We start from the raw sequence: 18229 nt of genomic DNA, 5'->3' as shown, positions 1-18229 counted from the left end.
ACCGCGCCCGCCGCACGCGGCGACCGTGCGCCTCGTGCCCGCGCCGATGCTCACGCCTGGGCGAGGGCCCAGATCCCGACCGCGAAACAGATCAGCGCGACGAGCAGCACGGGGACCGCCACCCTCGGGGGCGGTCCCGGTCGTTTGCGTGCCGTGGGCAGAGGCACGGCCGAGGAGGCATGGGGCGGCGCGTAGGGCACCGGATGCGCCTGACCCGGGACCTGGGGCCCGTGGCCGGTGTACGGGCGGGTGAGGGGCTGTTCGTGCGGAACCGCAGAGGTCGGCGCCTGGGCGAAGTCCTGTGCCGGTGGTTGATGCCACTGCGGGAAGCCGGCATGGGTGGACACCGGTGCGGGGGCGCCGTGCGACGCGGGGGCGGACGGCAGATCCCCGGCGGGGGACGGCGCCGGCCGCGGGGGCGGCGGGGGCAGATGGAAGGAGCCGGTATCCGACGGCGTCGGCGGGGGAGCCCCCTGCGGGGCGCCCGGGGTGCCGAGCCCGCCCCGGAGCGCCTGTCCGGTCTGCTCGGGCGCGGGCTGCGGCTCTGGATCCGGCTGAGGCCGGGGTGGGGGCGACCAGGAGTCCGCGTGGTCGCCCTGTGCGGCTTCCTGCGCCTGCCCAGCGCTGTCCGTGCGGCCGGTGCGGCCGGTGCGGCCGCCCGTCGGTTCCCCGCCCGCCGGTTCCCCGCCCGTCGGTTCTCCGCCCGGCGCGGCTTCGGTCCGCGTCCCGGCCGGTCCGCGTCCCGCCGGGCCGTCGGGGCCGAAGCCCGAGGGCAGCGGCCCCAGTTGGTCGAAGACCTCCACCGGCTCGTCGTCGACGGCGGGTTCCGGCAGCAGCTCGACGGCCGAGGTGAGGGCCTTCCGAGCGCCGGTCGCCGTACGGAAGCGGGCGTGTGGATCGGGCTGGAGCAGGCCGGCGAGCACCTGCCACAAGGGCTCCGGAATCCCCTGCGGGGCGCCCGGGGTGCCGTGCGCGGCGAAGTGCTCGACCAGGGCCCGGGAGTCGGGCTTCTGGCCCTGGAGCAGATACAGGGCCACCAGCCCCACGGCGAACAGGTCGGCGGGGAAGTCCGGCTCCGCGCCCAGCATCTGCTCGGGCGCGAAGTAACCGGGCGTCCCCAGGACGTAGTTCGTCTCGGTCAGCCGAGGTTCGCCCTTCCGCATCGAGATGCCGAAGTCCGACAACCGCAGATGCGGCCGCCCGGTGCCGGTGGCCTCCAGCAGGATGTTCGCGGGCTTGATGTCGCGGTGCACGACCCCCTCCGCGTGCACCGCGGCGAGCCCCGACAGCAGCTGGTCGAGCAGGGTGCAGACGAACCGTGCCGGCAGCGGGCCGTAGTCGCCGATGACGTGCGCCAGCGACCCGCCGCTCACCAGGTCCATGGTGAACAGCACCTTGTCGTCGTCCGCGGCCCAGCTGGCCGGGGCGAGGACGTGCGGGTGATCGATGCGGAGGGCCTGCTCGCGGACGAAGCGCAGCAGCGAGTGGGCGTCGCTCTGCTGCAGGACCTTGGCGGCGACGTAGCGCCGCCGCCGATGGTCCCAGGCGCGCCACACGGCGCCGACCCCACCGCGTCCGATCGGGTCGATCAGCTCGTACCGACCAGCGAAGACCTCACCCATGCGCTGCGCCCGCTCCCGGTTCCCTGTTCCGGCGTCCTGCTTCGTCCGGCGTGCTTCCCGCCCGCCCTCGTCCGGCCTCGATCAGCTCTGGTGCGACTCGTAGTGGGCGACCGCCTCGGCGGTGCGCCCGGCGCCGTACACCCGGAGGAACTCTGCCAGTTCCGGATGGGTGTGGGCGAGCGAGTCCGCCGCGTCGATGATGTCGCCCGCCGCCGACACCGAACGGAGCAGCGACTGGATCTCCCGCACGACCCGGCGCACGGTCGGAGCTCCCGAGCTCGTCGTGGACTGCCCCGTGCCGGTGAGCACGGAACCCCCCTGGGACTTCTTGATCTCGTCCATGCGGTCCGTGGCCTCGGCCGCGCTGACGCTGCCGTCGGCGACCTGACCGGCCAGCTCCTGCAGGGCCTGGACACGCTGGACGACCGCCGGGTTGCCGATCTTGGCGCGCTGGCCGCTCATCAGTTGGGAGAGCATCGGGGCCGAGAGTCCGAGCACCGCGGCAAGACGGGCCTGGTTCAGGCCCAGATCATCGATGAGCCGTCGGAAGAGCGCCCCCAGCGGCTCCCCGTACCAGCTGCGCTGGAGCTCTCTCGCTCTGGCGGTCGCGTCCTGCTGTGCTGCATCCATATTGCGTCTCCCCATCGCTTCCCCTGGCGTGGCTTCGCTGGTGCGAACCCGACGAGCATCCTACGGAGAGTGGTCGAATACCGGGAGCCCTAATCCTTTTGGAAGATCCCGGGGGTTACCCGGTACTCTGGTCTCCGTTCCGGGGCCTTAGCTCAGTTGGTAGAGCGCTGTCTTTGCATGGCAGATGTCAGGGGTTCGACTCCCCTAGGCTCCACCCGGTGAAATGCCCTCTGACCTGCGGAAGCGCAGATCAGAGGGCTTTTTCCATGATTGAGGGCCGGGGCGACGGAGCCGGGGCGGCCGGTGCGTCCCCCCGTGGCCCCGACGGGCGTGCACCCCCGGGCCGCTCGTCCAGCCCTGCACGGGTCCGCCGCGGCGCGCGGCCCCGTGCCCAGGGCCCCGCCCGCCGGGCGGCGGCCTCCCCGCCGGGTGCCCGTTCCGATTCCCGTCCGGAGCAGCGGCCGGTATCCGTTCCGGGTTGCGGGATGCGTGGCGCCGCGTTAGGCATCGCCCGCGCGCCGGGCACGGGCTGTTTCCGCAGGCGGGCAGGGGGTGGGGTGCTCGGTTCCGTCCTGACGGCGGCTCATGGCCGGTAGGCCGCACGGGTGGTGTTCATCGGAAGATCCGCCGACCCGACGCCGAGGTCCCACGATTTTCGAGGTGCGTCCACATCATGAGGAACGTATGTAAAACGCCCAATCCGAAAGCGAGGAGCCATGGCCGCCGTCAAGGTCACCTCTTTGTGGACCGCCTTCGTCTCCCTGATCGTCACCCTGCTCACCTCCCTCGGTCTCACCCCCTCCGCCAAGGCCGCCGAGCAGTCGGCCGGCCCCCGTCAGCCGGAGGGCCCGGCGGAGCGCAAGCCCACCGTCCCCGGCGCGCGGAGCGCGGGCAGCAGAGCGGGGGCGCACGAGCGTTCCGCCGGTGCGCGCCCGGTGCCCCCGGCCGCAGCCGGGACGCACGGGACCATGGCCGTACACGGCTTCTGGTACCAGGTGGTGCGGCAGAGGACCCCTCGCGACCGCGCTCTGCCGCCGACCATCAAGCAGCGGATCCGTGCCGAGGCCCACGGTGCCTCGCCCGCCGTCCGGAAGGTGCCCACCCTCGACGAGGCGGCCGAGGCGCGGCGGGAGTCCTCGCACTTCGAGGACGAGGCGCGCGTTCCGGCAGCGGCATGAGGCGCCGCGAGGCGCTCCGCCCGCCCGGACCCGACCGTCCTGCACCACGCGTCGTCAGCGATGTCGTGTGTGGCCGGGACGGTGCGAGGCGGCCGGAACCCCTGCCGCCCGGACCGATCGGTGGAGGCAGGACGACGTCGTCGGGAACGGTGAGGTCGAAGGGTGTGGGCCCACGGCCCTGCGAGGCCGGCCGGTGCGCATCCTCCCGCAACCCCCGGCGCGAGTCCTCCGCCCAGGACGGGCGACGGTCCTCGGAGCCGAACCCCCGACGGTCCGCCGAAGCCGTGCACCAGCGTTCAGGCAGGGCCACCCCCAGCGGTCCGCAGGACCGGCCGGTGACCGTGCTGCCGGGAGAACGCCGGTGACGGACGCTCCGGAACGTCAGCGGCGGTCCTCACGGTCCGAGTCGGCCTCGTTCTCCGCCTGCTTGGCCTGAACCTCCGGGTCCAGCACCGACTGATCGCCGCCCTCGACCGACGACGGTGAACGGTCCGGGACCTCGGTCGCGGCGGGAGGCTCCACCAGCCAGTCCGGATTCGCCTGCTTGTCCCACCACTTCCACACCACGAACAGTCCCGCGGCGACGGCGCCGACCACCAGCGCGCCCTTCGCGGCGCGACCGCACTTCGCACGCCGCTCGTTCTTCCTCGCGAGCTTCTTGATGTCCTCGGCCGTGACCGAACCGCGCAGCGCGGCAAGGGCGGCGGCGGACCGGGTGACGGCCTCCTGCCCCACGGGCTGGGCCACCGCGACGGCGTGCTCGAGGCGCGGGGTCGTGTAGTCCGCCGCTTGGCGTGCGGCATTCCGGGTCATGACGGCGGCCCGGTGAGCCGCGTCGTCCACCTGTGGCGGAACGTGCGGTGCGACATGGGACTCGTACTGGACGCGGGCCTGGTGACGCGCCTGGCGAGCGGCCTTCTTCACCTTGGGCTCGAGGGCGACACGAGCCTGGTGGGCGTAGACCGCGGCCTGGTCCTTGGCCGTGCCGGCGTACGGCGCCACCGCTTCCGCGGCGTGCAGCACGCTCTCCTTGGCCGTGTCCGTCGCGGCGCGCACGCTGTCCATGCGGGTCACGGGATCCTCCTCCTCGGTGGCGTTCGCGGGCGTCTGGGGCGTTTGTCGACCCAGCAAAGGCACCATCCGCCTTTCCACCCTTTTCGAAATCATGCCCGTTGGGGGACGGCACGGCATGCGGGACGGGCATCCGGGTCATTTTCCGCGTCCACGACTCTCCCGTGGGAGGATCTGAGGACGTCAGAGAAGACTTACGGAAGGCAGATCGTGGCCGAGCAGCTCCACGCCACCCTGAAGACCAACCACGGCGACATCGACATCCGGCTCCTGCCGAACCACACACCGAAGACGGTGAAGAACTTCGTCGAGCTCGCCACCGGTGAGCGTGAGTGGACCAATCCGGCGACCGGGAAGAAGTCGACGGACAGGCTGTACGACGGCACGGTCTTCCACCGGGTGATCAGTGGCTTCATGATCCAGGGCGGTGACCCGCTGGGCAACGGCACCGGAGGCCCGGGCTACGAGTTCGCCGACGAGTTCCACCCCGACCTGGCCTTCGACCGGCCGTACCTGCTGGCCATGGCCAATGCCGGCCCGGGCACCAACGGCTCGCAGTTCTTCATCACCGTGGCCCCCACCGCCTGGCTGACCCGCAAGCACACCATCTTCGGCGAGGTCACGGACGAGGCCAGCCGGAAGGTCGTGGACGCCATCGCGGGGTCTCCGACCAACCCGCGCACCGACCGACCGATGAACGACGTGGTGATCGAGTCCGTCGTGATCGAGACCCGCCAGGGCTGACCCCCAGGGGGCCGCGGCGGGAATCGTCCGCGGAAGCCGGGTTCCGTACGGGAACCTTTACGCCCCGCTCGTCCGTAAGACGAGCGGGGCGAAGCATTGCGCGGGAGCCCGCGCGGAAGACGAGGGGACCTCATGGATCAGGTGCCAGGAAGCCCGGACCGGCCCCGGGCCGCGCACGGACTGCCCAGCTGCTACCGGCACCCGGGCCGGGAGACCGGTATCAGCTGCACCCGATGCGAGCGGCCGATCTGCCCCGACTGCATGGTCAGCGCGTCGGTCGGCTTCCAGTGCCCGGAGTGCGTGCGTACGGGTTCGGGCACCGGACACGCCCCGTCCGCGAGCCGTCCCCGCACGATCGCTGGTGCCGAACTCACCTCGGGTGACCCCCGGCTCGTCACCAAGATCCTTCTTGGTGTCAACGCCGCGGTGTTCCTCGCGGTGTTCGCCGACCAGACCATCGCGGACCGGCTCGATCTCATCGGGCTGGCGTTCAACCCGCGGATCCAGGAGGTCGTGGGAGTCGCCGACGGCGAGTGGTACCGACTGGTGACCTCGATGTTCCTGCACCAGGAGATCTGGCACATCGCCTTCAACATGCTGGGGCTCTGGTGGCTGGGCGGACCGCTGGAGGCGGCGCTCGGCCGGGCGCGGTATCTCGCGCTGTACCTGCTCTCCGGACTGGCGGGAAGCGCGCTGGTCTATCTGCTGGCGGAGCCGAACCAGGGTGCGCTCGGCGCCTCCGGGGCGATCTGGGGCCTGCTGGGCGCCACGGCCGTGCTGCTGCGTCGGCTCGACTACGACCTGCGTCCGGTGATCGCGCTCCTGGCGCTGAATCTGCTGATCACCTTCACCATGCCGGGAATCTCCTGGGAGGCCCACGTCGGTGGTCTGGTCGGCGGCACGGTGATCGCGTTCGGCATGGTGCACGCCCCTCGTGAGCGGCGGGTCCTCGTACAGGTCGGCGTCTGCGCCCTCGTCCTGGTCGCCTCGGTCCTGTCCATCGTGCTGAGGACCCAGTCGCTGCTCGCCTGAGCGGGAGCTTTCCCCAAAGTTGTCCACAGCGTGTGGCGGATCTTGTGCGCCTTGTGGGGAACAACTGTGCCCCCTGTCCCTGACCTGGGTTTTCCCAGGAAGGGCAGGGGGCGCACAAGGTGGGCGCTTGTCGCTGGATCGGCCCTGGTGGTCACACCGGCGTCAACATCCGGAGAGTTATCCACAGATCGTCAGACCTTTTCCTCATCTGTGGACGACGCTGTGGATAACTCAGGGGCAGAGCTTGACAGCGACCGGTCCGCCGGCTCCGCCGTCGCTCGCGGCTACTTCCACTGGGTGGATACGGCGAAGCCGCCCGCGATGAAGCCGAAGCCGACCACGATGTTCCAGTTGCCGAGGGTCTTCACGGGCAGCGAGCCGTCGGTGACGTAGAAGACGACGATCCAGGCCAGCCCGATCAGGAACAGCGCCAGCATCACCGGAGCGACCCAGCTGCGGTTGGTCAGCTTGATGCTGGTCGCCTGCTTCGAGGACGGCGGAGGCGTGAAGTCGGCCTTCTTGCGGATACGTGACTTCGGCACGAGGGACTCTCCTGTCGATGCGCTGCGTGACCGCGCAGGGGAAACTGTGGCTGGCGCCGGCGGGGGATGAGGGGGACCTGGTCCTCCCCCGGGCGTCCGTTAGCGTAGTCCTTCCGCAGCGCCTGAAGGGTAAGGGTACGTTGAGCAATTCTGCCGACTCCCCCGGTGGGCCGGTCCGACGCTCCTCGTGGCGGCCGGTCCGGTTGCTGACCGCTGCCGTTTTCGCGCTGGCCGGACTGATCTTCGTCACCAGCTTCAACACGGCCAAGGGCACCAACCTCCGGACCGACGACTCACTGCTGAAGCTCTCCGACCTGATCCAGCAGCGCAGCCACGAGAACGCCGAACTCGACGAGTCCACGTCGGCGGTCCGTGAGGACGTCGACGCCCTCGCCCGGCGCGACGACGGCTCCACCGCGGCCGAGGACGAGAAGCTCCGGGCGCTGGAGACGGCCGCGGGGACCGAGAAACTCAGCGGCCGGGCGGTCTCCGTCACCCTCAATGATGCTCCCCCGAACGCCCAGGCGGCACCCGGCTACCCGGAACCGCAGGCCAACGACCTGGTCATCCACCAGCAGGACCTGCAGGCCGTGGTCAACGCCCTCTGGCAGGGCGGCGCCCGCGGCATCCAGGTCATGGACCAGCGGCTGATCTCCACCAGCGCCGTTCGCTGCGTGGGCAACACGCTGATCCTGCAGGGCAGGGTCTACTCACCGCCGTACAAGGTCACCGCCGTGGGCGACCCGGACCGGCTCAAGCGGGCGCTGACCGCCTCCCCGGCGGTCCAGAACTACCAGCTCTACGTGAAGGCGTACGGGCTGGGCTGGAAAGTCGACGAGCGCGAGGCGGTGACTCTCCCCGGCTACTCGGGCACAGTGGATCTCCACTACGCGAAGCCCGTGCAGTAGTCCCGGGGAGGCCGGCCCGTGTCGGTGCGACTGATCGTCCGGACGTTGAGTGAGATATGCATCACCACGGGCGCAGTGATCGTGCTGTTCGTGGCGTACCTGCTGTTCTGGACCGGTGTGAAGGCCGAGGGCGCGACCGGCGACGAGATCGTCCGGCTCCACGAGGAATGGGCGAGGCAACCACCGGCGCCGTCCGCGGCACCGGAGGCGAGCGGACCCCCCGCCTCCCCGCCGCCCGCCGCGGATCCCGCTCCGCCGGCGGCGAGGCCGTACGAGCGCGGCAGGCCCTTCGCGGTGATGTACGTGCCGCGCTTCGGCGCCGGCTGGGACTGGCCGGTACTGGAGGGCACCGACGCGGAAACCCTGAAGAAGGGGCTCGGGCACTACGCGGGCAGCGCCCGGCTCGGCGCGACGGGGAATTTCTCGGTGGCCGGGCACCGCCGGACATACGGGGACCCGTTCAGGGACTTCCCGCGGCTTCGTCCCGGCGACGCGGTCGTCCTCAACGACGGGACGACCTGGTTCACCTACCGCATCCGGAACAAGCCGTACCGCACCGTGCCCGGGGACGTGGGAGTCGTCGACGCCGTTCCGGTGAAGTCCGGATTCGACGGACCGGGCCGCTACCTCACCCTCACCACCTGCGATCCGGAGTGGGGCAGCAGCCACCGACTGGTGGTCTGGGCGCACCTCGACTCCACACGGCCTGTGACCCACGGCAAACCGGAAGCTTTCCACAGCTGACCCACGGGCCCCCCGCGCCCTTTAATCTGGTCCCGTACCGAAAGGAAAGGGACGGCATGTACGGCTGGATCTGGCGGCATCTGCCGGGCAACGCGTGGGTGCGGGCGTTCATCTCGCTCGTGCTGGTCCTCGCGGTCGTGTACGCGCTCTTCCAGTACGTGTTCCCCTGGGCGGAGCCTCTGCTTCCGTTCAACGACGTGACGGTGGACGGCCAGTGAGCGCGCGGATTCTCGTCGTCGACAACTACGACAGCTTCGTCTTCAACCTCGTCCAGTACCTGTACCAGTTGGGCGCCGAGTGCGAGGTAGTGCGCAACGACCAGGTGTCCACCGCGCATGCGCAGGACGGCTTCGACGGGGTGCTGCTGTCCCCGGGGCCGGGTGCCCCCGAACAGGCCGGGGTGTGCATCGAGATGGTCCGTCACTGCGCCGCCACCGACGTCCCCGTCTTCGGCGTCTGCCTCGGCATGCAGTCGATGGCCGTGGCCTACGGCGGGGTGGTCGACCGGGCGCCCGAACTGCTCCACGGCAAGACCTCGCTCGTACGGCACGAGGGCAAGGGCGTGTTCGCCGGGCTGCCCTCGCCCTTCACGGCGACGCGCTACCACTCGCTGGCGGCGGAGCCGGCGACCGTACCGGACGAGCTCGAGGTCACGGCCCGCACCGAGGACGGAATCATCATGGGCCTGCGCCACAGGGGCAAGCGGGTCGAGGGTGTCCAGTTCCACCCCGAGTCGGTGCTCACGGAGCACGGCCATCTGATGCTGGCCAACTGGCTGGTGGAATGCGGTGACACGGGGGCGGTGGGCCGGTCGGCGGGGCTCGCGCCGGTGGTGGGCAAGGCCCTGGCGTGAACGGCGAGGGGGGACCGCCGTGGTACCGCGCTCCGGACGTTCCCGGGCAGCGCGGGCCGCAGCAGTCCACGCCGCAGGAGTGGCCCGACCACGACCGGTACCCGGCGGCGTCGTACCAGGAGGACTGGTACGGACAGCAGGCGTATCCCCGGGCCGAGGAGACACCCCGGCTCCAGGAGCAGTCCCGGGGCCGGACCGGCTCCATGACGGGGGCGGGTCGTGCGGCGCAGCCGGGGACGGGAGCCGACCGTCCGACCGCGGCCGTGCCCTCGCCGTTCTTCCCGCCCGAGGACGAGACCGCGGGGCTCCGGGTGCCCGGCGGCCCGTCGGAGCCCGAGCGGCCCACCGGAGGCCGCGCCGAGCGCCGCAGGGCGGCCAAGGCGCGGGGACGGGGCCGTAGACGCCGGGCACCGACCGCCCCGCGTGCGACGCCCAGACCCTCGGAGACGGGGGCCCCGCTGTCCCGCGTGGAGGCTCGGCGGGCGGCCCGCGCGGCCAAGGACAGCCCGGCCGTGATCGCCAGCCGGGCCTTCGGCGAGCTGTTCATCACCATCGGCGTACTGATGCTGCTGTTCGTCACGTACCAGCTGTGGTGGACCAACATCCTGGCCGGCCAGCAGGCCAACGCCGCGGCGAGCAGGATCCAGGACGACTGGGCGAAGGGCCGGGCTCCGGGCGAGTTCGAACCGGGGCAGGGATTCGCCATCATGCACATCCCCAAGCTCGACGTCGTCGTGCCGATCGCCGAGGGCATCGACAAGCACCGGGTGCTGGACCGGGGCATGGTCGGCCACTACGCCGAGGGCGGGCTCAGGACGGCGATGCCCGAGGAGAAGCAGGGCAACTTCGCGGTCGCCGGGCACCGCAACACCCATGGCGAGCCTTTCCGGTACATCAACCGGCTCGCACAGGGCGACCCGATCGTCGTCGAGACGCAGGACACGTACTACACGTACGAGATGCACAGCATCCTGCCGCAGACCTCGCCCTCGAACGTCGGGGTGATCGCTCCCGTGCCGGCCGGCTCCGGTTTCACCGGGCCCGGCCGGTACATCACGCTCACGACGTGCACGCCCGAGTTCACGAGTACGTACCGCATGATCGTGTGGGGCAAGATGGTCGACGAACGCCCGCGGAGCAAGGGCAAGCCGGACGCGCTCGTCGGCTGACGCACGGGCGTGGCTCCGGGCGGGAACAACAGGGACTGGGACAGGGACAGGTGCAGTGGCACGTGCGCGCAGCCGGATCGCCGGCGTCATCAGTGTCTTCGGCGAGCTGCTGATCACCGCGGGGCTGGTGCTGGCCCTCTTCGTCGTCTACTCGCTGTGGTGGACGAACGTCATCGCCGACCGCGAGGCCGCGGAGCAGGGCGAGCGTGTCCGCGACCGCTGGGCCGGGGGGCCCGGTGCGCTCGACACCAAGGACGGCATCGGCTTCCTGCACGTGCCCGCCATGAGCAACGGCGAAGTCCTGGTCAAGAAGGGCACCGACCCCAAGACCCTCAACAACGGTGTGGCGGGCTACTACGTCGACCCCATCGAGTCGGCCCTTCCGGCCGACAAGCAGGGCAACTTCACCCTCGCCGCCCACCGGGACGGCCACGGCGCCAAGTTCCACAACATCCACAAGATCAAGACGGGCGACTCGATCGTCTTCGAGACCCTGGACACCTGGTACATCTACAAGGTCTTCAAGGACCTCAAGGAGACGTCCAAGTACAACGTGGACGTGCTCCAGCCCGTGCCCAAGGAGTCGGGCCGGACGAAGCCGGGCCGCTACATCACGCTGACCACCTGCACGCCGATCTACACCTCGGACTACCGCTACATCGTGTGGGGCGAACTCGAGCGCACGGAGAGGGTCGACCGGGACCGTACACCGCCGGCGGAGCTGCGGCAGTCGTGAGCGAGGCCGCTGCGAGCGCGGCGCGGCGAATCCGCGGCACCGCGACCGGTGCCCTGCGTCCCGGGACCGGAGCGGTGACCGGGAGGTCGTGACCTCACCCGGGTGAGCCGCGTCACCGTACGCGACGGTGCCCGGCCCAGGGCCCGGCGGGTGGTACCGCGGGCCGCTGCCGCGAGGAGGACCCGCGACCGGGTGGGGGCTCGTACGGGCGTGGCGGGGGCTCGCACGGACGAACCTGAGGACCGCCGTCGGACATGGGAAGGCCCCGGCACCCATCAGGTGCCGGGGCTTCTTTCCCGTGTCCCGGGAGCGCGGTGGCCGGGAGGCTAGTCGTCGCCGCGTCCGCCGATGAACCCGCCGTTGTTGCCGCCGCCGTCGTTGCCGTCACCACCGGGGATCGTGAACAGCACCACCTGGGTCTGAGCGGGGTCACCCTGGGTTCCCGGCTGCGGGGTCTGCTGGATCACCCGGGCGTTGTCCTTCTGCTCGCCCTGCACCTGGATGTTGTTGAAGCCGGCCTGCTGCAGCAGGGCCCTGGCCTCACCCAGAGTACGGTTCCGCACCTCCGGCACCTGGCTCTGCGGTGTCTGCGGACCCTTGGAGACCTGGAGGGTGATCGTGACGCCCTTGGCCTCCTTGGAACCCGCCGTCGGGCTCTGGGCGGTGACCTGGCCCGCGGCCTCGTTCGAGTCCACGTCCTGCCGCACCACCGTGTAGCCCAGGAGCGTCAGCTGCTGGTTGGCCTGGTCGAACGGCTTGCCGACCACGTCCGGCACCGGCCTGGTGGCCTGCTTGGCGATCTTCAGGGTGACGGTCTCACCCTTCTCCACCCGGGTGCCGCCCTCGGGGTCCTGCTCGACGACCGTGCCGGCCTCCTGGTCGGACTCCACGGACTCGGTCTCGACATCGAAGCCCTTGTCCTTGAGCTCCTTGGTCGCGTCCTCCTCGGAGTCCTTCGTGACGTCCGGCACCTTGACCAACGGCGCGCCCTCGGAAACGACCACCTGGACGGTGTCGCCCTGGTTCATCTGACCGTCGGCCGGGGTCTGGCGGCAGATACTGTCCTTGGGCTGGTCACAGCGATCGGTGCCGGACTGGACGACCTTGACCTTGGCGTTCTCGCCGAGTTGCTGGGCTTCCTTGAACGGCTTGCCGACCAGCTGCGGCACGGCGACCTTGCCGCCGCCCTCGTTCTGACTGAAAACCGCCTTGCCGATCAGGATCGCGCCGACGAGTACGAGGATGCCGGCGACGACGAGCAGGATGGTGGAGGTGTTCGACTTCTTCTGGCGGCGGCGGTCGGGGCGGTCGTCGTACCCGCCGAATCCGCCGTCGTCCGGGTTCATGGGCGGCAGCATCGACGTCTGGCCGCCCGGGTCCGCCTGGCGCAGCGCCGTCGTCTGCTGGTCGCCGCCGCGCCCCTGCTGGGCGCCGTACGCGCCGCCGTAGCCGACGGCGCCCATCGCCGCGGTCGCCGCGACCGGCTGGCCGTCGAGGCACGCCTCGATGTCGGCCCGCATCTCGTCGGCGGACTGGTAGCGGTAGTCCGGGTCCTTGACCAGCGCCTTCAGGACGATCGCGTCCATCTCGGCCGTGATCTCGGGGTCGAAGACGCTCGGTGCCTGCGGCTCCTCCCGAACGTGCTGGTAGGCGACCGCCACCGGGGAGTCCCCGACGAACGGCGGCCGGACCGTCAGCAGCTCGTAGAGCAGGCAGCCGGTGGAGTACAGGTCGGACCGGGCGTCGACCTGCTCGCCTTTGGCCTGCTCCGGGGAGAGGTACTGGGCGGTGCCGATCACGGCCGCGGTCTGGGTCATGGTCATGCCCGAGTCGCCCATGGCGCGCGCGATGCCGAAGTCCATCACCTTGACCTGGCCGGTGCGCGTCAGCATGACGTTCGCCGGCTTGATGTCGCGGTGCACGATGCCGTTGCGGTGCGAGTACTCGAGGGCCTGGAGGATGCCGATGGTCATCTCGAGCGTGCGCTCGGGCAGCAGCTTGCGCCCGGAGTGCAGCAGCTCTCTGAGCGTGGAGCCGTCCACGTACTCCATCACGATGTACGGGATGGAGACGCCGTCCACGTAGTCCTCGCCGGTGTCGTACACGGCGACGATCGCGGGATGATTCAGCGAGGCGGCCGACTGGGCCTCACGGCGGAACCGGGCCTGGAAGGACGGGTCACGGGCGAGGTCCGCCCGCAGCGTCTTCACGGCAACGGTGCGACCGAGCCTGGTGTCGTGGGCGAGGTAGACCTCGGCCATGCCACCACGGCCGAGCACCGAGCCCAGCTCGTACCGGCCGCCGAGGCGACGCGGCTCTTCCATAACTGTTCCAGCCCTCTCCGTCAGTCCCGACCGCACCCGTGTGTGTGCTCCGGCGGTGTGCTGTTCGCGCATACGCTACCGGCCAAGGGGCTCCTGATCCGCCCATGGCCGGGACCTGATACGCGACCGGTATCGCATTGTGCGGGTATGAGGCGGGAAGAGGCCAGGACAGTGACATCGGTCACTCCTTGCTGTCCAGCACCGCCTTCATCACGTTACGCGCGATCGGGGCGGCCAGTCCGCCGCCGCTGATGTCGTCGCGAGCGGTGCCGTTGGCGTCCTCCACGACCACCGCGACCGCGACCGGCGAACCGTTGTCGGTCTTGGCGTACGAGATGAACCAGGCGTAGGGGCGCTTGCTGTTGCCGACACCGTGCTGGGCGGTGCCGGTCTTGCCGCCGACGGTGACGCCGTTGATCTGGGCCTTGGTGCCGGTGCCCTTCTCGACGACGTTCTCCATCATCCGCTGGAGGAGCTGCGCGTTCTCCTGCGAGACCGGCCGACTCATCTCCTCCGGCTCGAAGGTCTGGATGACGTCCAGGTTGGGCGCCCGCAACTGGTCGATCATGTACGGCTTCATCAGCTTGCCGTCGTTGGCGATCGCCGCGGTGACCATGGCCATCTGCAGCGGCGTCGCGGCGGTGTCGAACTGGCCGATCGAGGAGAGCGCGTTGCCGCCGCGGTCCATGGTCTTGTTGTAGACGGACGCGGAGGCCCGGACCGGGGTGTCGATCTCGGCGTTGTTGAAGCCGAACCTCTGGGCCATCTCCACCATCTTGTCCCGGGACACCTTGTCGCCGAGGTTGGCGAAGACGGAGTTGCAGGACACCTCCATGGCCGCGTTCAGGCTCGCCTTCTCGCAGCCGCCGTGCGAGTTCTTCATCGGCGTCCGCGAGAGCGGGATCAGGTAGGGCTCGGGGGTGTCCGTCGGCGCGTCGATGTCCTCGACCACGCCGTTCTCCAGCGCGGCGGCCGCGGTGACGACCTTGAACGTGGAGCCGGGCGGGTAGGTCTCGCGCAGCGCGCGGTTCACCATCGGCTTGTCTTTGTCGTTGAGCAGTTCCTGGCGGTTCTCGGAGTCCTTGATCGAGTTGCCCGCGAAGACCGAGGGGTCGTACGACGGGGTCGAGGCCAGCGCCAGGATCTTCCCGGTCTGCGGGTCGATCGCCGCGACCGCGCCCTTGTTGTCGCCGAGTCCCTTGAACGCGGCCTTCTGGGCCCTGCCGTTCAGGGTGGTGACGACGTCGCCGCCCTTCTTCTTCTCGCCCGTGAACATCGCCAGCGTGCGGTCGAAGAACAGCCGGTCGTCGTTGCCGGTCAGTATCCCGTCCTCGAGCTTCTCGATCTGGTTGGCGTCGAAGGCCTGCGAGGCGAAGCCGGTCACGGGCGCCCACATGGGGCCGTCGGTGTACGTGCGCTTGTACGTGAAGTCGCTGCCCTTCGTCTCGACCGAGCCGGTGATCGGCTTGCCGTCGACGATGATGTTGCCGCGCTCGTGGGCGTAACGCTCGATCTGCACCCGGCGGTTGAGCTTGTGCGTGTTGAGCTCGTCCGCGCGGACGTACTGGAGCCAGTTGTCCCGGATCAGCAGGGCGAGGACCAGGAGGCCGCAGAAGATCGCGATGCGGCGCAGGGGCTTGTTCACGGTCGGACCACCTGGGTCATCTCGGCATCGGGGGACGGGGCGGGAGCCGGGGCCGGACGGCGCGCGGTGTCGCTGATTCGGATGAGGATGCCGATCAGGGCCCAGTTGGCGATGACGGAGGAGCCACCGGCCGCGAGGAACGGCATCGTCATACCGGTCAGCGGGATGAGCCCCATCACACCGCCGGCCACGACGAAGACCTGGAGGGCGAAGGCGCCGGAGAGACCGACGGCGAACAGCTTGCCGAACGGGTCCCGGGCGGCCAGGGCGGTACGGATGCCGCGCTCGATGATCAGGCCGTACAGCAGCAGGAACGCCATGACGCCGGTCAGGCCGAGCTCCTCGCCGACGGTGGCGAAGATGAAGTCCGAGTTCGCGGCGAAGCTGATGAGGTCGGAGTTGCCCTGGCCGAGGCCGGTGCCGAGAGTGCCGCCGGCCCCGAACGACATCAGGACCTGGGTCATCTGGTCACAGGCGTTGATCATGTTGGAGCCCTCGGGCGCGGTCTCCAGACAGCCGAAGGGGTCGAGCCAGGCCGCGACGCGGGACTGGACGTGGCTCGCGAACTGCGCGACGACCACGGCGCCGCCCGCCGACATCAGCAGACCCATGACGATCCAGCTCGTCCGCTCGGTGGCCACGTACAGCATGACCACGAACATGCCGAAGAACAGCAGCGAGGTGCCGAGGTCGTTCTCGAAGACCAGGATGAGCAGGCTCATCGCCCAGATCGTGAGGATCGGGCCGAGGTCGCGGCCGCGCGGCAGGTACAGACCCATGAACCGGCGGCTGGCCAGGGCGAGCGCGTCCCGTTTCACCATCAGGTAACCCGAGAAGAAGACCGCGATGACGATCTTGGCGAACTCGCCGGGCTGGATGGAGAACCCGCCCACCCGGATCCAGATCTTCGCGCCGAAGACATCGGCGCCGAGACCCGGCACGATCGGCAGGATCAGCAGGACCAGCGCCGCCGCCATCGAGATATACGTGAAGCGCTGGAGGACCCGGTGGTCCTTCAGGATCATCAGCACGCCGACGAACAGCGCGATGCCGAGCGCCGAGTACATCAGCTGGTTCGTCGCCTGCGGGGCGAAGTCGGGGCGTGCGTTCAGCCGCGGCGACTGGTCCAGGCGCCAGATCAGCACCAGCCCGAGCCCGTTGAGCAGCGTCGCCAGGGGCAGCAGCAGCGGATCCGCGTACCTGGCGAACTTCCGCACGACGATGTGGGCGACGGCCGCCATCAGCCCGAGGCCGAGCCCGTAGCCGAGCATGCCGGACGGCACCTCGCCGTTGAGCGCGAGGCCCACGTTGAGATACGCGAACACCGGGATCGCGACGGCGAACGCGAGCAGCACGAGCTCGGTGTTGCGGCGGCTGGGTGCGTCGATCGCGCCGATGGTGGTCGTGTTGGTGACAACGCTCATGATGGAGAAAGGCCCCCCTACGGGTGCTTACTGCTTGCCGCAGTTCGAGGCCAGCTTCTGCTCCTCCTCCGAGAGGGTGGGGCCCGGAGAGGGAGACGCTGCGGTCGGCTTGGTCTGGGCTGACTGGGTCGAGGGCTTGGTGCCGGTCGCACCGCCGGCCTGGCCCTCGCCCGGCGGCGTGCCCGCGGCCCGGTCCGCGGCGGCCCGGCGCTGCTCGTCCTTCTTGCAGACGGCGGCCTGCGCGCCGAGCTCCTGGATCTTGTCGCGGGCATCGCCGAGGCTGCCCTCGGTGATGGTCGCCTTGACCTGCTTCTGCTGGTAAGGCGGCAGGTACTTGAGTTCGATCTCGGGGTGGTCCTTCTCGACCCTGGAGAGCGAGAGCCAGGCCAGGTCCTGGCTGATGCCCCGGTACAGCGCGACGTGGTCCTCGTTCGCGCCGACGTAGTACTGGGTCTGCGTCCAGCGGTAACCGCCGTAGAGACCGCCGCCCACGACTCCCAGCGCGAGCGCGATGAAGAAGGATCTCTTCAGCCACTTGCGGCCGCGCCGCGGCTTGACGAAGTCCTCGTCCGTGTACGCGCCGTAGCTGCCCTCCGGCGGCATGCCGCCGTAGCCGACGTCGTCGCCGCTCCCGGGCGGACCGAAGTTGCCGCCCTGCGGCGGCGCGGCGGGCCGGCCGAGGCCGGACGCGCGGCCGGCGGGGGTCTGCATCGCCCCGCCGTCGCCCAGCTGCGCCTGGTTCTCGGCGACGGCACCTACGACGACCGGGGTGTCGCTGAGCGCGCCCGCGAGGGTGTCCCCGGAGTCCGTGTCGAGCACGTCCGCGACGATGCAGGTGATGTTGTCGGGGCCGCCGCCGCGCAGGGCGAGCTGGATCAGCTCCTGCACGGTCTCCTGCGGTCCCTGGTAGCCGGCGAGCGCGTCCTCCAGCGTCTGGTGGGACACGACGCCGGACAGTCCGTCGGAGCAGATCAGATAACGGTCGCCGGGCCTCACCTCGCGGATGGAGAGATCGGGCTCGACGTGGTCGCCACTGCCCAGTGCGCGCATCAGCAGGGCGCGCTGCGGGTGGGTGGTGGCCTCCTCCTCGGTGATCCGGCCCTCGTCGACGAGCCGCTGCACCCAGGTGTGGTCCTGCGTGATCTGGGTCAGCACCCCGTCGCGGAGCAGGTAAGCGCGGGAGTCGCCGACGTGCACGAGGCCGAGCCGCTGTCCCGTCCACAGCAGCGCGGTCAGCGTCGTTCCCATGCCCTCGAGCTGGGAGTCCTCCTCGACCATCAGGCGCAGTTGTTCGTTGGCCCGCTGCACGGCTGTGCCGAGTGAGGTGAGGATGTCCGAGCCGGGGATGTCGTCGTCGAGCTGGACGAGCGTGGAGATGACCTCCGACGATGCGACCTCGCCGGCCGCCTGGCCGCCCATGCCGTCGGCGATCGCGAGAAGTCGCGGACCGGCGTAGCCGGAGTCCTCGTTGCCCTCCCGGATCATGCCCTTGTGCGATCCGGCGGCGAAGCGCAGTGACAGACTCATGTGCACCTGCCCTGTCGACGCTGCCTCGGGGTACAGCCGGTCTCGAGCCACACTGCCCACCCTCCGGTCGGGAGCCTGTC

Annotated in this window: 17 protein-coding genes and 1 tRNA gene; 10 read left to right on the top strand and 8 right to left on the bottom strand. The window is 70.2% G+C overall.

Translation table 11 applies throughout. From position 1 onward, the window contains the following. Positions 1-50: 50 nt before the first annotated feature. A complete protein-coding gene (locus AB0J10_RS14345) occupies positions 51-1622 on the bottom strand; it encodes a protein kinase (protein WP_363061317.1) in 1572 nt (523 codons plus the stop codon). An 81-nt stretch (positions 1623-1703) separates the two neighbouring features. Next, a complete protein-coding gene (locus AB0J10_RS14340) occupies positions 1704-2252 on the bottom strand; it encodes a DNA-binding protein (RefSeq protein WP_363061315.1) in 549 nt (182 codons plus the stop codon). Positions 2253-2393: 141 nt separating this feature from the next. Between AB0J10_RS14340 and AB0J10_RS14335 the strand changes: the two genes are divergently transcribed. Together AB0J10_RS14335 and AB0J10_RS14330 are read left to right on the top strand one after the other, a co-directional pair. Next, a tRNA-Ala gene (locus tag AB0J10_RS14335) sits at positions 2394-2466 on the top strand. 502 nt (positions 2467-2968) lie between these two features. Next, entirely contained in the window at positions 2969-3430 is a 462-nt protein-coding gene (locus AB0J10_RS14330; RefSeq protein WP_363061313.1) for a DUF6344 domain-containing protein, read from the top strand. 381 nt (positions 3431-3811) lie between these two features. Here AB0J10_RS14330 and AB0J10_RS14325 read toward each other — a convergent pair whose 3' ends face one another. Next, positions 3812-4504, bottom strand: a complete 693-nt coding sequence (locus tag AB0J10_RS14325) for a DUF5324 family protein (protein WP_363061311.1) — start codon at positions 4502-4504, stop codon at positions 3812-3814. A gap of 207 nt (positions 4505-4711) precedes the next feature. Here AB0J10_RS14325 and AB0J10_RS14320 point away from each other — a divergent pair, with 207 nt between their 5' ends. After that, positions 4712-5245: a peptidylprolyl isomerase gene (locus AB0J10_RS14320; RefSeq protein ID WP_363061309.1), complete on the top strand. Its 534-nt coding sequence runs from the start codon at positions 4712-4714 to the stop codon at positions 5243-5245. 132 nt (positions 5246-5377) lie between these two features. Further along, positions 5378-6277, top strand: coding sequence for a rhomboid family intramembrane serine protease (locus AB0J10_RS14315; protein WP_363061306.1), 900 nt, complete (start codon positions 5378-5380; stop codon positions 6275-6277). Between the two features lie 284 nt (positions 6278-6561). Here the strand turns inward: AB0J10_RS14315 and crgA are convergent, their stop codons facing one another. After that, entirely contained in the window at positions 6562-6819 is a 258-nt protein-coding gene (crgA, locus tag AB0J10_RS14310) for a cell division protein CrgA (RefSeq protein WP_138054182.1), read from the bottom strand. Positions 6820-6959: 140 nt separating this feature from the next. Between crgA and AB0J10_RS14305 the strand changes: the two genes are divergently transcribed. Genes AB0J10_RS14305 through AB0J10_RS14280 form a run of 6 tightly spaced genes read left to right on the top strand, consistent with a single transcriptional unit; the run spans position 6960 to position 11229 of the window. After that, a complete protein-coding gene (locus AB0J10_RS14305; RefSeq protein WP_363061304.1) occupies positions 6960-7727 on the top strand; it encodes a DUF881 domain-containing protein in 768 nt (255 codons plus the stop codon). Between the two features lie 18 nt (positions 7728-7745). Continuing rightward, the gene (locus tag AB0J10_RS14300) at positions 7746-8471 is read left to right on the top strand and encodes a class E sortase (RefSeq protein ID WP_363061302.1); all 726 of its coding nucleotides are present in this window, start codon (positions 7746-7748) and stop codon (positions 8469-8471) included. A gap of 56 nt (positions 8472-8527) precedes the next feature. Then, positions 8528-8689 (top strand): hypothetical protein, encoded by a 162-nt coding sequence (locus tag AB0J10_RS14295; RefSeq protein ID WP_269729442.1) that lies wholly within the window; start codon positions 8528-8530, stop codon positions 8687-8689. After that, positions 8686-9324 carry an aminodeoxychorismate/anthranilate synthase component II gene (locus tag AB0J10_RS14290; RefSeq protein ID WP_363061299.1) on the top strand — a complete coding sequence of 213 codons (639 nt, stop codon included), beginning with the start codon at positions 8686-8688 and terminating at the stop codon, positions 9322-9324. The genes AB0J10_RS14295 and AB0J10_RS14290 overlap by 4 nt, the downstream gene beginning before the upstream one ends. After that, complete coding sequence (locus tag AB0J10_RS14285; protein ID WP_363061297.1) at positions 9321-10493, top strand: class E sortase; 1173 nt, start codon at positions 9321-9323, stop codon at positions 10491-10493. Before AB0J10_RS14290 ends, AB0J10_RS14285 begins: the two co-directional genes overlap by 4 nt. Before the next feature lie 55 nt (positions 10494-10548). Continuing rightward, complete coding sequence (locus tag AB0J10_RS14280) at positions 10549-11229, top strand: class E sortase (RefSeq protein ID WP_363061295.1); 681 nt, start codon at positions 10549-10551, stop codon at positions 11227-11229. A gap of 326 nt (positions 11230-11555) precedes the next feature. Here AB0J10_RS14280 and pknB read toward each other — a convergent pair whose 3' ends face one another. The 4 genes from pknB to AB0J10_RS14260 form a co-directional block, all read right to left on the bottom strand. Next, a complete protein-coding gene (pknB, locus tag AB0J10_RS14275; RefSeq protein ID WP_363061293.1) occupies positions 11556-13553 on the bottom strand; it encodes a Stk1 family PASTA domain-containing Ser/Thr kinase in 1998 nt (665 codons plus the stop codon). 181 nt (positions 13554-13734) lie between these two features. Next, positions 13735-15198, bottom strand: a complete 1464-nt coding sequence (locus tag AB0J10_RS14270; RefSeq protein WP_363061291.1) for a penicillin-binding transpeptidase domain-containing protein — start codon at positions 15196-15198, stop codon at positions 13735-13737. Then, the gene (locus AB0J10_RS14265) at positions 15195-16622 is read right to left on the bottom strand and encodes an FtsW/RodA/SpoVE family cell cycle protein (RefSeq protein ID WP_363061289.1); all 1428 of its coding nucleotides are present in this window, start codon (positions 16620-16622) and stop codon (positions 15195-15197) included. Before AB0J10_RS14265 ends, AB0J10_RS14270 begins: the two co-directional genes overlap by 4 nt. A 27-nt stretch (positions 16623-16649) precedes the next feature. Further along, a complete protein-coding gene (locus tag AB0J10_RS14260; protein WP_363061288.1) occupies positions 16650-18149 on the bottom strand; it encodes a PP2C family serine/threonine-protein phosphatase in 1500 nt (499 codons plus the stop codon). Positions 18150-18229: the final 80 nt, after the last annotated feature.

It is taken from the genome of Streptomyces sp. NPDC049887 (assembly GCF_040656535.1).
Lineage (GTDB): Bacteria > Actinomycetota > Actinomycetes > Streptomycetales > Streptomycetaceae > Streptomyces.
Note: the sequence above shows the minus strand (reverse complement) of the source record. Positions and strands in the feature narration are given on the sequence as shown.

What these genes read in the sequence shown, in the direction of transcription:
- AB0J10_RS14345 (WP_363061317.1), bottom strand. Translation starts at nt 1,622, where the DNA reads ATGGGTGAGGTCTTCGCTGGTCGGTACGAGCTGATCGACCCGATCGGA.
- AB0J10_RS14340 (WP_363061315.1), bottom strand. Translation starts at nt 2,252, where the DNA reads ATGGATGCAGCACAGCAGGACGCGACCGCCAGAGCGAGAGAGCTCCAG.
- AB0J10_RS14330 (WP_363061313.1), top strand. Translation starts at nt 2,969, where the DNA reads ATGGCCGCCGTCAAGGTCACCTCTTTGTGGACCGCCTTCGTCTCCCTG.
- AB0J10_RS14315 (WP_363061306.1), top strand. Translation starts at nt 5,378, where the DNA reads ATGGATCAGGTGCCAGGAAGCCCGGACCGGCCCCGGGCCGCGCACGGA.
- AB0J10_RS14295 (WP_269729442.1), top strand. Translation starts at nt 8,528, where the DNA reads ATGTACGGCTGGATCTGGCGGCATCTGCCGGGCAACGCGTGGGTGCGG.
- pknB (WP_363061293.1), bottom strand. Translation starts at nt 13,553, where the DNA reads ATGGAAGAGCCGCGTCGCCTCGGCGGCCGGTACGAGCTGGGCTCGGTG.
- AB0J10_RS14265 (WP_363061289.1), bottom strand. Translation starts at nt 16,622, where the DNA reads ATGAGCGTTGTCACCAACACGACCACCATCGGCGCGATCGACGCACCC.
- AB0J10_RS14260 (WP_363061288.1), bottom strand. Translation starts at nt 18,149, where the DNA reads ATGAGTCTGTCACTGCGCTTCGCCGCCGGATCGCACAAGGGCATGATC.